11 protein-coding genes are annotated in these 12,652 nt (G+C 73.2%); 4 read left to right on the forward strand and 7 right to left on the reverse strand.

Features of this window, described 5'->3' with window-relative positions; translation table 11 throughout:
- Positions 1-132 precede the first annotated feature (132 nt).
- Together ACFYYN_RS26540 and ACFYYN_RS26545 are read right to left on the reverse strand one after the other, a co-directional pair.
- Positions 133-1,899, reverse strand: a complete 1,767-nt coding sequence (locus ACFYYN_RS26540) for an ABC transporter ATP-binding protein (RefSeq protein ID WP_500358111.1) — start codon at positions 1,897-1,899, stop codon at positions 133-135.
- 97 nt (positions 1,900-1,996) lie between these two features.
- Positions 1,997-3,241: an RNA-guided endonuclease InsQ/TnpB family protein gene (locus ACFYYN_RS26545; RefSeq protein ID WP_500547771.1), complete on the reverse strand. Its 1,245-nt coding sequence runs from the start codon at positions 3,239-3,241 to the stop codon at positions 1,997-1,999.
- 274 nt (positions 3,242-3,515) lie between these two features.
- On the opposite strand from ACFYYN_RS26545, the gene ACFYYN_RS26550 reads away from it, so the two are divergent.
- Together ACFYYN_RS26550 and ACFYYN_RS26555 are read left to right on the forward strand one after the other, a co-directional pair.
- Positions 3,516-3,707, forward strand: a complete 192-nt coding sequence (locus tag ACFYYN_RS26550) for a hypothetical protein (RefSeq protein WP_499515636.1) — start codon at positions 3,516-3,518, stop codon at positions 3,705-3,707.
- A gap of 23 nt (positions 3,708-3,730) precedes the next feature.
- A complete protein-coding gene (locus ACFYYN_RS26555) occupies positions 3,731-4,054 on the forward strand; it encodes a hypothetical protein (protein ID WP_500547772.1) in 324 nt (107 codons plus the stop codon).
- Here ACFYYN_RS26555 and ACFYYN_RS26560 read toward each other — a convergent pair.
- A complete protein-coding gene (locus ACFYYN_RS26560; protein ID WP_500326429.1) occupies positions 4,049-4,567 on the reverse strand; it encodes a DUF1003 domain-containing protein in 519 nt (172 codons plus the stop codon). The genes ACFYYN_RS26555 and ACFYYN_RS26560 overlap by 6 nt on opposite strands.
- Positions 4,568-4,687: 120 nt before the next feature.
- Here ACFYYN_RS26560 and ykgO point away from each other — a divergent pair, with 120 nt between their 5' ends.
- Positions 4,688-4,810 (forward strand): type B 50S ribosomal protein L36, encoded by a 123-nt coding sequence (gene ykgO / locus ACFYYN_RS26565; protein WP_018562490.1) that lies wholly within the window; start codon positions 4,688-4,690, stop codon positions 4,808-4,810.
- An 85-nt stretch (positions 4,811-4,895) separates the two neighbouring features.
- Here ykgO and ACFYYN_RS26570 read toward each other — a convergent pair whose 3' ends face one another.
- Positions 4,896-7,046 carry a SpoIIE family protein phosphatase gene (locus tag ACFYYN_RS26570; RefSeq protein ID WP_500547773.1) on the reverse strand — a complete coding sequence of 717 codons (2,151 nt, stop codon included), beginning with the start codon at positions 7,044-7,046 and terminating at the stop codon, positions 4,896-4,898.
- Positions 7,047-7,288: 242 nt separating this feature from the next.
- On the opposite strand from ACFYYN_RS26570, the gene ACFYYN_RS26575 reads away from it, so the two are divergent.
- Positions 7,289-8,152, forward strand: a complete 864-nt coding sequence (locus ACFYYN_RS26575) for a chitosanase (protein ID WP_500547774.1) — start codon at positions 7,289-7,291, stop codon at positions 8,150-8,152.
- Positions 8,153-8,232: 80 nt separating this feature from the next.
- Here the strand turns inward: ACFYYN_RS26575 and ACFYYN_RS26580 are convergent, their stop codons facing one another.
- From ACFYYN_RS26580 to ACFYYN_RS26590, 3 genes are all read right to left on the reverse strand, one after another.
- Positions 8,233-9,078 carry a GNAT family N-acetyltransferase gene (locus ACFYYN_RS26580; protein WP_500547775.1) on the reverse strand — a complete coding sequence of 282 codons (846 nt, stop codon included), beginning with the start codon at positions 9,076-9,078 and terminating at the stop codon, positions 8,233-8,235.
- 6 nt (positions 9,079-9,084) lie between these two features.
- Positions 9,085-10,875 (reverse strand): SpoIIE family protein phosphatase, encoded by a 1,791-nt coding sequence (locus ACFYYN_RS26585; RefSeq protein ID WP_500547776.1) that lies wholly within the window; start codon positions 10,873-10,875, stop codon positions 9,085-9,087.
- Between the two features lie 87 nt (positions 10,876-10,962).
- On the reverse strand, positions 10,963-12,495 hold the full coding sequence (locus ACFYYN_RS26590) for a GMC family oxidoreductase (RefSeq protein WP_500547777.1): 1,533 nt from the start codon (positions 12,493-12,495) through the stop codon (positions 10,963-10,965).
- Between the last annotated feature and the right edge of the window lie 157 nt (positions 12,496-12,652).

Here is a 12,652-nt window from a genome sequence, read left to right on the forward strand (position 1 = left end):
GCACCCCCCCCCCCCCCCCCCCACCCCCCCCCCCCCCGCCCCCCCCCGCCCCCCCCCCCCCCCCCCCCCCCGGGGGGCCCCGCCCCCCCCCCCCGCGCCCCCCGCCCCCGGGCGCGTGCGGGGCCGGCGGGCTCAGGCGGTCTGGGCGCTGCGCAGCGCGGCGTACGGGCCGCCTGCGCGGAGCAGTTGCTCGTGCGAGCCCACCTCCGTGATCCTTCCGCCGTCCATGACGACGATGCGGTCGGCGTTGCGGATGGTGGACAGCCGGTGGGCCACCACGAAGACGGTGCGGTTGCGCACCAGGCGTTCCAGCGCCTGCTGGACGAGGGCCTCGGAGCGGGAGTCGAGGGCGGAGGTCGCCTCGTCCAGCACCAGCACACGGGGGTCGCGGATCAGCGCGCGGGCGATGGCCAGGCGCTGCTTCTGGCCGCCGGACAGCCGGGCGCCCCGCTCGCCGACGACCGTGGCGAGACCGGCCGGCAGCCGCTCCACGAACTCCAGGGCGTTCGCGGCCCGCAGGGCCTCCCGTACCGCCTCCTCGGGGACGCCCGGCATGCCGTACGCGACGTTCTCCCGGATGGTCCCCTCGAAGAGGATGGACTCCTGCGGCACGACGGACACGAAGCGGCGGTAGCTGCGCAGGTCCAGGGTCTCCATGTCCGCCCCGTCCAGCAGGATCCGGCCCTCGGTGGGGCGCAGGAAGCCGATGACGAGGTTGAGGACGGTCGACTTGCCGGCCCCCGAGGCGCCCACCAGCGCGATGGTCTCGCCCGGGCGGACGGTGAGGGAGAAGTCGCGCACCGAGTGGTCGGCGGCGTCGTCGTAGGTGAATCCGACGCCTTGGAAGTCCACCCGCCCGCGGACGGCGGCCACCTCGGACTTGCCCGCGTTCTGCTCGAGGTCGGGCGCCTGCAGCACCTCGCCGACCGAGCGCACCGACTCCAGTCCCTTGCTCACCACGGGGGTGAGGCTGAGCAGGGTGGTCACGGCTGCGGTGAGGGCGGAGAAGTAGGTGGTCAGCATGACGACGTCGCCTGGGGTGACGCCGAGCCAGCCGTGGTACGCGGCGAGCGCGGAGCCGAGCAGGCAGCAGGTGCCCAGGACGTTGAGGACGATCCAGGCGAGGGAGCCGAAGCGGCCGTTGAGCCGGTCCAGGCGCAGCCCCGCGGTGAGGACCTGGCTGAGCGTGCCGTCCACACGGCGCAGCGCGGTGGACTCCAGGCCGTGCGCGCGCGTGATGGGGATGAGGGTGGTCATCTCGGTGACCCGCGAGGAGAGTTGCTCCACCTCCTGGCGGAACGATTCGTTGGACTCGCGCAGCCGCCCCCGCAGCCACATCACCAGCGCGGACGTCGCGGGCACGACGACCAGGAAGACCGGCAGGAAGGACGGTGCCTGCACGGCGATGACCACCAGCGCGCCCAGCAGCGTGGCGAGCGCGGACAGGCCCATGTCGCCGGTCTGCTGGACCGCCTGCTCGATGGCCTCGACGTCCCGGATGACCTTGGTCTGCAGGACCGCGGAGTTGACCTTCGCGTGGTAGCCGATGGAGAGCTGCTGCATGCGCTGGCACAACGCGGAGCGCAGCCGGGTGCCGGTGCGGCGGGCACTGCCGTACCAGCAGCGCACGTAGAGCAGGTGGAAGGGGTAGTTGAGGACCAGCATCAGCAGCAGCACGCCGGTGCCGAGCAGCATGCCCGACAGCGGCCGGTGCTGCACGATGACGTCGATGATCTGCGCGGTGACCAGCGGGGTCAGCCAGATCGGGGTGTGCTTGACCATGAACGCCAGCACGGCCAGGGCCAGTCGGCCGCGGTCGTGCCGGAAGAGGTAGGCGAGGGTGCGGATCGGGTGTTCACCGCGGTAGCGGTGGTCGAGCGGGCCGTGCGGCGACGCCATGCGGGGACTCCGGGTGCACGAGGGCGCGGGGTGATGAGACGGCACTGGCTCATCGTCCGGTCACCGCGGAATCCTAGGCTTTGACATCCTCCCCGCCCTAGTAGGGGGCGGGGATTCCTGGCTCACGTGGGCTGGGGACCAGCGGTCCACCAGCGCTTGCACGATCGGCACCAGCCGGGTTGAGACCAGCCCGGACCAGCATCACACGGGCGGAGTTCTTGTCCCTGGGGGACACGGCTCCGCACGCGGTGCAGGTGTAAGTACGTTCCGAAAGAGGAAGAGCGTGCTTGGTTCTCGCTCCGCACGACGCGCAGTCCATGGTGGTGTGCGCGGGATGCACCAGGCGGACGTCCCGCCCGTGCTTGCGGCCCATCTCGATCAGCGCCGTCTTCGTGGCGCCGATCGCCGCGTCCGCCGCCTTGCGCGCCATCGTGGTCTTCGCGAGGAACTTCGACCGGAAGTCCTCCACCGCGATCGCGTCATGGTCGGTCACCACGCGCTTGGCCCACTTGCGGGCGGTGTCCTGCCGCTGCCGCGCCACCTTCTTGTGCAGTTTCGCCGTCTGGTGCCTGGCCTTGCGGTAGCGCCCGGACGCGGCCTGCCCACGAGCAGGCTTACGGCGGGCCATCATCTTCTGGTACCGCGCGAGACGCTGCGCGGCACTCTTGCCGTGCTGGGCGTGCGGCAGGTCGTAGGCGTCGCTGGTGGTGGTGGCAGTCTCACGGACACCCCAGTCGACGCCGATCACGGCGCCGGTGGCGGGCAGCGGCTGCACCTCGACGGCGACGACGAACGAGGCGTACCAGTGGCCGAGGCTGTCCCGGTACACCCGCACCGACGTGGGCTGGCTGGGCAGGTCACGGGACCACACCACCGTGAGCACAATGCCGCCAGCCAGGTGCAGGCGCCCGTCCTTGAGCCTAAATCCGCGGACGGTGTAGTTCAGCGACGGTGCGGCCTCGCGCTTGCGCTTGATCCGGGGCATCCCGGCCCGCTGCCTCATCGGCAGCCGCGCCGTGATGTCCTTCAACGCCTTGGCACGGGACTTCGCAAAGTCCCGGACGACCTGCTGCTGCGGCACCGAACTACCCGCCCGCAGCCACTCCATCGACCGCCTCGCCTCGGTCAGCATCCTGTCAAGCTGTGCGGGACCGCACGTGACCTTCTGCCCGGCGGATTTGTTCAGGCCGTGGACCCTGCGGGACACCGCCACACACTCGTTCCACACCCACCGGCAACGCGCCCACTCCGCCTCCAAACCGGCCCCCGCCGTGGACGACACACGCAGCCGAAAGGTGTACCGGGCATGCCCGGAACCCTGTTCGGCCATCGCTGTCGTCATGCTCCGGAACCTAACAGCCCCCACTGACAATGAAAGAGAATGCAGGTCACCACAAATGCGCAGCCAACTTCGCCGCTTCGCGGCTCCAACCGAAGGACCCATCCCTCCCCGGCCTGAAGGCCGAGGCATCTTGCGAGAAATCAGATGAGCGCTCCCACGGACACCGTCAGGGGGGGGCGCTGACCGGTCCCGGCCGACTGGGGGGCCGGTCCGGGGGCAGACGGTGGGGGAAGGGGCGGCACGAGGGCGCGCCCCCGGACCACTGGGAGGGACGATGCTGGCCATCGTTGCGGCCGTCGTCTTCGCGGTCGCGTTCATCATCAACGCCACCGGGACGGCGACGGAGGCCGTGTTCACGCCGACGAGCCTGCTGCTGGTCGGGCTGACGCTGCTCGCCGCGCACCTCGGCGGGGTCGGCTCGGGCGCGGGCGCCCGCTGGTCGGGGTACCGCCGGCGGCGGCGCTGAGCCCTCCGGGGAGGGGGACGACCATGACGTACCGCCGAGATGACGCGCCCGGGGGCGCGGCACGGCACCGCCCGGGCTTCAGCAGTCCGGGGTTCTCCACCTCGGCCGACGGCCCCGGCCCGGGCACCGACCCCGGCACCGGGGACGGGGACGGCGGAGCCGTACCGCCGCCCCCGCCGATCCCGGAGTACGAGGTCCCGGAGCCGGAGGTCGGGGTCGTCGCGGAGCCCGGTTTCGAGTCGCCGGGTTTCGAGTCGCCCGGGTACTCCAGTCCGGACTTCGCCAGTCCGGACTTCACCGGCCCCAGTCCGCTGGGCGGCGCGGACCCCGACGGCGAGGGGTCATGACGCGGGCGGCTCCGCGGCCGCCGTCGCCGGCGGGGCCGTGACCTCCATCCGGGCCCGGCTCTCGGCGATGAGCTGCCGGACGTTCCGCTCGACCTCCTCGGGGTCGAGGCCCAGGGCCCGGCCTATGTGCGCGGTCCAGACCTCGGAGCGCACGTTCGTCTCGAAGGCGAGGTCGGCACGGATGTTGTCCCGGGCGGCCTGGCGGTTCTGACTGACCATGACGAAGGTGGAGAGGAAGATCGCCTCCAGGCTGACGATCATGGTGAGCAGCCCGAAGGGGTACGGGTCGAAGACCGCGCCCGGCCCCGCGAGCCCCTGGTTGAGCAGGATCCAGACCGCGAACCAGACGATGTGGACGTAGACGAAGGCCATCGAGCCGGCGAAGGCGGTGATCGCGTCCGCGACCCGGTCCTGGGCACCCCTCCCGCGGGCGAAGACGACCCGTTCGTGCGGGGAGCGGACGAGCGGGCGCGGCGGCGAGGGGACGGCGGGGCCGTCGGAGGGGGAACTCATGGCCCTCATCCTGCCCCCGGCGCTCCACGGCACCGGCACCGGGAACCGGCGGGGGAAGAAACCGCACCCTTCCTGCGTTGGCATGGGCGGATCAAGAACCGCCCGAAAGGAGGCGAACCGGTGAAGGTACGTGCCTCGCTGCGCTCCCTCAAGAACGCCCCCGGCTCGCAGATCGTCCGCCGTCGCGGCCGCGTCTACGTGATCAACAAGAGGGACCCCCGTTTCAAGGCCCGCCAGGGCTGAGCCGCGGACCGGGCGCCGCGCACCGTCCCATGACGGCGCGCGGCGCCCGTCTGCGTCCGCGTCTGCATCTGCGTCCGCGACCGGGTCACCGGGGCGGCGTCAGGGAACGCAACAGCAGCAGCGCGATGTCGTCGGTGCGCCGCCGGCGCTCGGCGGTGAGGGCGAGCACGCCGTCGGCGACCCGGTCCAGCGGCAGCTCGCCGGCCACGGCGAGGTGGTCCGAGAGGTCCGCCAGTTCGGCGTCGACGTCGGTCCCCGGGCACTCGACCAGCCCGTCGGTGTAGAGCATGAGCACCGAGCCCGGCGGGAACGGGAACTCGACGGTGCGGTAGACCGCTTCCGCGTCGATGCCCAGCAGCGGGCCCTGGGCGAGGTCGAGCGCCCGCACATGGCCACCCGGTTCCCGCAGCAAGGGGGCCGGGTGTCCCGCCCCCGCCGCCATGGCCCGCTGCCCGTCCGGGTCGAGGTGCAGGTAGATGCAGCTGGCGAGGAGGTCCACGTCCAGGTCCAGCAGCAGCCGGTTGGTGCACTCCATGACCTGGCCGGGGGACTGCCCGACGGCGGAGTACGCCCGGACCGCCGTGCGGACCTGGCCCATCAGGCCCGCCGCGGTGACGTTGTGCCCCTGCACGTCGCCGATCACCGCGGCCGCCCGGTCCCCCACCGACAGCAGGTCGTAGAAGTCGCCGCCGATGTCCATGCCCTCGGTGCCCGCGAGGTACCGTGCCGCAGCCTCCAGGCCGGGGAGCACCGGCAGGGTCCGCGGGAGGAGCGCGGACTGCAGGCCGTGGGCCAGTCGGTGCTTGGCGTCGTAGAGCCGCGCCCGTTCCAGGGCCTGGGCGATCAGGCCGCCGAGGCTGGTCAGCAGGGCCCGCTCGTCGGCCCCGAAGCGGTGCGGTTCGGGATATCCCAGCACGCAGGTGCCCACGGGACGGCCGGAGGCGATGAGCGGGAGGTAGGCCCACGCCGCCATGCCGTCGGCGACCGGCGGCCGGTCGGGGAAGCGCTCCCGCATCTCCTGCTCGGACTCCAGGAACGCCGGCGCACCGCTGGCCAGAACCTGGGCGGCGGGCACCGGCGCCGACATCGAGATGCCGTCGTACCGGTCGACGACCGACGGATCCCGGTAGCCCCGGTGGCCGAGCATGCGCATCCTCCCGGCCTCCGGGGCGACCATGGCCACCACCCGGCTGCCGACCGCGGGCATGATCTCCTCGGCGACCAGGTCGATCACGTCCTGCACGCAGACGGCCTCCGTGAGTGCCCCGGACAGGTTCACGAGATGGGAGATGGCCACCAGTCCGACCGCGGGCTGCGTCACACCGTGCGGGCCGCCGGGCACCACCGGCGCCTGTGCCACCGGGCCGCGGGCCGGTGAGATGCGGACGCTGACGCCGTTGCTGCTGGGATGGAGCTGGAAGGTGAGCCAGTCGCCCGGCGGGCGCAGCGCGGTGAACGAGGTGGGCTGCCGGCTGATCAGCGCCGCGCGGTGGCGTTCCTGGTGCACGGGGTCGTCGAGCCAGGGCAGCGTCCGCCACAGCGGGTGCCCGAGCAGCTTGCGCACCGGTACGCCCAGCCGGCGGGACGCCGCCCCGTTGGCGTAGGTGACCCGCCCGTCGAGGTCGAGGGAGCACAGTCCCTCCGGCAGCCGGCCCACCATGCGCACCGCCTCGACCGCCGAGGAGACCCCGGCGACCGGGGCGCCGATCGTCACGTGCTGCCCGCGCCGGACCGGCCGGCCCGCGGCGGCCTCGTGTTCCAGGTGCCGGGCGAGCCGGTCGCAGGCGGTGACCAGGTGCTCGCGCTCCCAGTCGGCCAGCTCGGGCGGATGGGCGCCCGGCCAGGTGACGAACACCGAGCCGAAGGCGGCGCCGGCGGTCTCGACGGGCAGTGCGGCGAGGGTGAAGGGGTACGGCAGGACGAGCGCGATCCGCGGGTACCGGCGCGCCATCTCCTCCTCGTCGCCGACCCAGACCAGCCGGCGTTCGCGCAGTGCCTCCGCCACGGGGATCGGGGCGCCCAGCCCCACCCGTTCCCACGGCGCGGCGAAGGCGCGCGGCAGGCCGGCCATGACGGCCATCTCCAGCACCGGCTCGCCGGGGGCGAGGAGGTAGATCCCGCCCGCGTGCGCCCGCACGCCGTCCATCATCGCGAACAGCGCCGGGGCCAGCAGGCCTTGGTCGGTCCGCTCCCCGGCCTCGGGGTGCGACGGAGCGGAAGGGAACCCGTCCGGCACGGGTATCACCTCCTCCGCCTCTTCCCGTCCAGACTGCCTCCGGGCCGCGGACCGCGCATGCGGGAGACGTACGGCCCCGGGCGGAGGCGTGCGGCCATCCCGCAGCGGCGCCCAACTCCCTTGTCCCTGCGGACAGATGACATGCGGCGTTTTTGTTCGAACCTCTTGGCGTTCGACTGGCCCGGTGCTTCAATGTGGCTCTGTTAGGAAGGTTTCCTAACTTCTGACCCACGGAGTCACCCGTGCAGATCCCCCCACACCGTCATGCACGCACCCTCCCCCGCCGGCGCGCCGTCCTCCACGCGACCGCCGCCCTGACCGCCGGCGTCCTGGCCGTCGGCGTCGGCTCCCTGGCCTCGGCCGCGCCGGGGCAGCCGGCCGCCGCCGCGGCCGGCGTCGGGCTCGACGACCCGCACAAGAAGGACATCGCGATGCAGCTGGTGTCCAGCGCCGAGAACTCCTCGCTCGACTGGAAGGCCCAGTACAAGTACATCGAGGACATCGGCGACGGCCGCGGCTACACCGCGGGCATCATCGGCTTCTGCTCCGGCACCGGGGACATGCTCGAACTCGTCGAGCTGTACACCGACCGCAAGCCCGGCAACCCGCTCGCCCGCTACCTGCCCGCGCTGCGCCGGGTCAACGGGACCGACTCGCACAGCGGCCTCGGCTCCGGCTTCGAGAGCGCCTGGCGCAGCGCCGCCGCCGACCAGGCGTTCCAGCAGGCGCAGAACGACGAACGCGACCGCGTCTACTTCGGCCCCGCGGTCCAGCAGGCCAAGGCGGACGGGCTGCGCGCGCTCGGCCAGTTCGCGTACTACGACGCGATCGTGATGCACGGCCCCGGCGAGGACAAGGTCAGCTTCGGCGGCATCCGCAAGACCGCCCTGTCCAAGGCCAGGACCCCCGCACAGGGCGGCGACGAGACGACGTACCTCCACGCCTTCCTCGACGCGCGCAAGGCGGCGATGAAGACCGAGGAGGCGCACAGCGACACCACCCGGGTCGACACGGAACAGCGCGTCTTCCTCAACAACGGCAACCTCGACCTCAACCCCCCGCTCAAGTGGAAGGTCTACGGGGACAGTTACACCATCAACCAGTGACGTCCCCGCGCACGCCCCTCCGGGCGGTCTCCCCGACCGGGGGGAGGCCGCCCGGAGCGGTGCCGGGCCTGGGTCCGGGCCTAGCCGAGCTCCAGGCTGGTGACGCCGTACATGCCGGTCAGGTCGACGTCGGGGACCGGGCCCGTGTACATGCGCGCGGCCTCGAACACGGGTGCCAGGCCGAGGTGTTCCACCAGACGCACGGCCGCCTCGTTGGGCTCGGGGACGTCGATCACGAGGGGCTCCCCCGGTGCGGTCCGGGCCAGCCCCATGAGGAGCGCGAGGGCGACCTTCCCGGACGAGGCGTACAACGGCCCCACACGGGACGGGCCTCGGGCGGCGCGCAGCACGCCGAGGCCCTGCAGGCGGCCGTCGGCGACGGCCGCAAGGGCGGTGCGGTCCGGAAGGGTGATCCAGGAGGCGAGGAAGGCGTCGCGCGCGGCGGGGAAGAACCGGCGGTCGTAGCGGGCCAGTTCGGCGAATCCGACGCTCCTGGCGTCGATCAGGGCGACGCCGCCGGGCATGACCCCGCCCGACGGCGTGCCCTGGTAACGGATGTTCCGCCAGGCCGTGCTGAACCCCGACCTGCGGTAGTTCTCCTGCTGCGCGACGACCCCGTCGAGGCCGACGTTGCGGCCGGCGAGGTGGTCGAGTCCGGCGCGCCAGACCCGGAACCCGTAACCCTGGCCGCGGAAGGGCGGCCGGGCGATGTAGAGGCCGACGAAGCCGAAGTCGGCCCCGTAGCGCACCGCGGAGACCGAGGCAACGGGTTCACCGTCGAGCCTGCCGAACAGGAAGCCGGCCGGATCGGCGGGGAAGAAGGCCTGCCCGTCGGACCTGCCGGGGTTCCATCCCTCGTCGTCGGCCCAGTCGGAGAGCCGGCTGATGTCCTCGGCGCCGGCGGAGGAGACGTGGAACGCGGTCATGGAGACCTACCTCTGGAATCGGTTGCCGGGAAACGGTGACGGGCACCGGGGGCGCGAAGGCGCCGGGGACACCGCGCGGGTGCGGGCGATGAGGAGGGTGACGTCGTCGGGGGGTGTCGCGCTCGGCAGGGTGCCGAGCACCGCCGAGCAGAGGTCGTCCAGGCGCAGCCCGGGCCGGTCGAGGGCGCGCCGCACGCGCTCCATCCCGGTGTCGACGTCGTGCCGGCGGTCCTCGATGAGGCCGTCGGTGTAGAGGGCCAGGAGGCTGCCCTCGGGCAGGTCCACCTCGGCGGCCTGGTACGGGGGCATCCCGAGGCCGAGCGGTGTGCCGTTGGGCAGGTCGAGGAAGGTGACGCCGCCTCCGGGGTGGCGTACGGCGGGCGGCGGGTGCCCGGCCCTGGCCATGGTGCAGCGGCGGGAGGCGGGGTCGTAGACGGCGTACAGGCAGGTGGCGCTCACGGAGGCGGCGTGGAGGCCCTCCCCCTCCTCCTCGGCGAGGCGGAAGATCGCCTGGTCGAGGTGGGCGAGGAGCTGTTCCGGCGCCAGGTCGAGGTCGGCGAGCGTCCGCACCGCCGTCCGGAGCCGGCCCATCGTGGCCGCGGCGTCGATGCCGTGGCCGACCACGTCGCCGACCACGAGCGCCACCCGGTCGCGCGGCAGCGGGATCACGTCGTACCAGTCGCCGCCCACACCGTCCTCGAGGTCCGCGGCGAGGAAGCGGGAGACCACGTCCAGGGAGGGGCCGCCGCACACCCGGCGCGGGAGCAGGCCCCGCTGGAGGGCGAGGGCCGTGGCGCGCTCGTGCGTGTAGCGGCGTGCGTTGTCCAGGCTCAGCGCGGCCCTGGCGACCAGTTCCTCGGCGAACAGCAGGTCGTCCTCGTCGAACGGCCGCGGGTCGTCGGTGCGCAGGAACAACACCACGCCCAGGACGACGCCGTGGGCCCTGAGCGGCAGGATCATCAGCGAGTGCATCCCGAACTCGTCGATCTTCCCGGCCCGTGCCGGGTCCCGGCTGAGCCACGAGGAGGCGGTGTCCAGCACCGGTTCGAGCAGCGAGCGGCCGGTGGACAGGACGCGCTTGAGGGGCGAGGACGACGGTACGTACACCACGTCGCCCACCCGGGAGACCGCCTCCGGCGCGCCCTCGTGGACCGAGGCCAGGCCCGCCCGGCGGAACACCGGCAGGTAGTCGCCGTCCGGGCCGAGCCGGGACAGCGGCTCCTCACCGAGCCGCAGGGTGTCCGCGAGGTCGACGGTGACGTAGTCGGCGAGGCACGAGACGGTGAACGCGGCCAGTTCCTGTGCGGTGCGCATGACGTCCAGGGTGGTGCCGACGCGGGCACCGGCCTCGCCGAGCAGCGCCAGGCGGTCGCCGGGCCGGTGCCCGCCCGTGATCCGCAGGACGACCAGGCACACGCCCATCGGCCGGCCCGCCGCGTCCTCCAGGCGGATGCAGGAGACGGAGTACGCCCCCTCAGCGCGCACGCCGTCCACCGCCGGCACGAGGTACTCGCGGCCGGTGACGGGAGCGCCCGTCGCCAGCACCTGGCGCATCACGGCCTCCAGCGCGCGTGCCCCGGCGGGCAGCGCCGCGTCCGGACGGCGTCCCAGCCGTCGCTCCCGCGGGATGCCGTCGTAGTCCTCGAGCGAGTCGTTGACCCACGTGCACCGCAGGTCGGTGTTCCAGAGGGCGAGGCCGATCGCCGAGGGGGCGAGGGCGGACCCCAGCGCCGCCCCGGTGACGCCCACCACCCGCTGGAGGAGGCCGGCCAGGTCGATCGGTGCGGGTGATGCCATGTCGCGTCGGTCCTTCGTCTGGGCTGCGGGGATGTGCAGGCGCCCGGATCCGGCCGGTGAGGGTGGCCGGATCCGGGCCGGGGGGGCTCAGCGCCCGAGGAGGTCCGCCGCGCGTTCGGCGATGGCGTAGACCGTGGCGGCGATGTTGCCGGAGGGGAGGGTGGGCATCACGGAGGCGTCGGCGATCCGGAGGCCGTCGATGCCGTGCACGCGCAGGTCCGTGTCGACGACGGCGAGGTCGTCGATGCCGATCCGGCACGTACCGACGGGGTGCATGTACGAGGCCAGGGTGCTGCGCGCGTAGGCCCGCAGGCCGGCGTCGTCCTTCACGTCGGGCCCGGGCAGGACCTCGTGCGCACGCCATCCGTCGAGGGCGTGCGCCCGGCCGATCTCCCGTGCCAGGAAGAGCGCTTCGACCATCGTGCTCAGGTCGCGTTCGTCGCCGTAGTAGTCCGGGTCCACCAGGGGCAGGGCGTCCGGTGCGGCGCTCGCGAGCCGTACGGTGCCGCGGCTGTACGGCCGCATCGGGGAGACCGCGATCCGGTACCCCTGCCCGTCCGGCACGTGGGGCGCGGGCGCGCGGCCAGGCGCGTCGGCCAGGAGCACCTGCACGTCGGGGTCGCGGATGCCGAGCCGGCTGCGGACCAGGCCGACGGCCTCGCCGTGGTTGTTGGTCCCGGGCGGAACGGGCCGGGCCGCGCGGTGGACGACGTCGGCCAGGGGGTGGTCCTGCAGGTTCGACCCGACGCCGGGCAGGTCGAGGGCGACGTCGATGCCCATGTCCCGCAGGTGCGCCTCCGGGCCGACGCCGGAGAGCATCAGCAACTGCGCCGTACCGATGGTCCCCGCGGTGAGGACGACCTCGCCGCGGCACCCGACCGCGACGGTGCCGGTACCGGTGCGGTCGGCGTGCCCGTACTCCACCCCGACGCACCGGCCGTCGCGCAGGAGCAGGCGGTGGACCAGTGCACCGGTCACCACGGTCAGGTTGGGGCGGTGCCGGGCGGGGGTGAGGTAGGCGTCGGCGGCGCTCTGCCGCCGACCCCCGACGATGTTGAGGTCGCTCCAGCCGAAGCCCTCCTCGAGACCGCCGGCGATGTCGGCCGCCCGCCGGTACCCGGTCTGGGTCGCCGCCGTCAGGAGCGCGGCCACGACCGGATGGGGCGGGCTGGCGGGCCCCACGGTCAGGGGGCCGCCGACGCCGCGGAGCACGGGGTCCCGCCCGGGGGCGTTCTCGCTGCGCTTGAAGTACGGGAGCAGGTCGTCGAAGCCCCAGCCCTTCGCGCCGCCCGCGGTCCACGCGTCGTAGCCGGAGTGGTGACCGCGCACGAAGGTCATGGCGTTGATGGTTGACCCCCCACCCAGGCCGCGGCCGCGCGCGAGGGGGGTGGTGGTGCCCGTGGCGGACTGCCGGACGGTGGTGTCGCCCCAGTTCGCGGGCGTCCCCAGCAGCGTCGGCCAGGCGGGCGGCGACGCCGCCGCGGCCGGTGGCCGGTCTCCGCCCGCCTCCAGCAGGAGCACGCGCGCGCCGCCTCGTTCGGAAAGGCGCGCGGCGAGCACGCTGCCCGCGGTGCCGCCGCCGACGACCACGTAGTCGTAGCTGTCCGTTATCGCATGCATGGGTCACCTCTGACCGGCCACGTCCGGCGTTTCCAGTGATAGCCAGAATCGGCTAACACCGGACACGATAACCCCAACCACTCATAGTCGAACAGAGCATCTGTTATCGCACCCATTACGAATCGATATGGGTGAATCACAGCAAATCCGCCATGTC

The sequence above is a fragment of the Streptomyces sp. NPDC001902 genome, assembly GCF_042891295.1.
Classification (GTDB): Bacteria; Actinomycetota; Actinomycetes; order Streptomycetales; family Streptomycetaceae; genus Actinacidiphila.

Bases quoted from the DNA above. Each gene is read 5' to 3' on its own strand.
- ACFYYN_RS26590 (WP_500547777.1), bottom strand. From the start codon at position 12,495: ATGCATGCGATAACGGACAGCTACGACTACGTGGTCGTCGGCGGCGGC.
- ACFYYN_RS26540 (WP_500358111.1), bottom strand. From the start codon at position 1,899: ATGGCGTCGCCGCACGGCCCGCTCGACCACCGCTACCGCGGTGAACAC.
- ACFYYN_RS26555 (WP_500547772.1), top strand. From the start codon at position 3,731: ATGACGTACCGCCGAGATGACGCGCCCGGGGGCGCGGCACGGCACCGC.
- ACFYYN_RS26580 (WP_500547775.1), bottom strand. From the start codon at position 9,078: ATGACCGCGTTCCACGTCTCCTCCGCCGGCGCCGAGGACATCAGCCGG.
- ACFYYN_RS26545 (WP_500547771.1), bottom strand. From the start codon at position 3,241: ATGACGACAGCGATGGCCGAACAGGGTTCCGGGCATGCCCGGTACACC.
- ACFYYN_RS26585 (WP_500547776.1), bottom strand. From the start codon at position 10,875: ATGGCATCACCCGCACCGATCGACCTGGCCGGCCTCCTCCAGCGGGTG.
- ACFYYN_RS26560 (WP_500326429.1), bottom strand. From the start codon at position 4,567: ATGAGTTCCCCCTCCGACGGCCCCGCCGTCCCCTCGCCGCCGCGCCCG.
- ACFYYN_RS26550 (WP_499515636.1), top strand. From the start codon at position 3,516: ATGCTGGCCATCGTTGCGGCCGTCGTCTTCGCGGTCGCGTTCATCATC.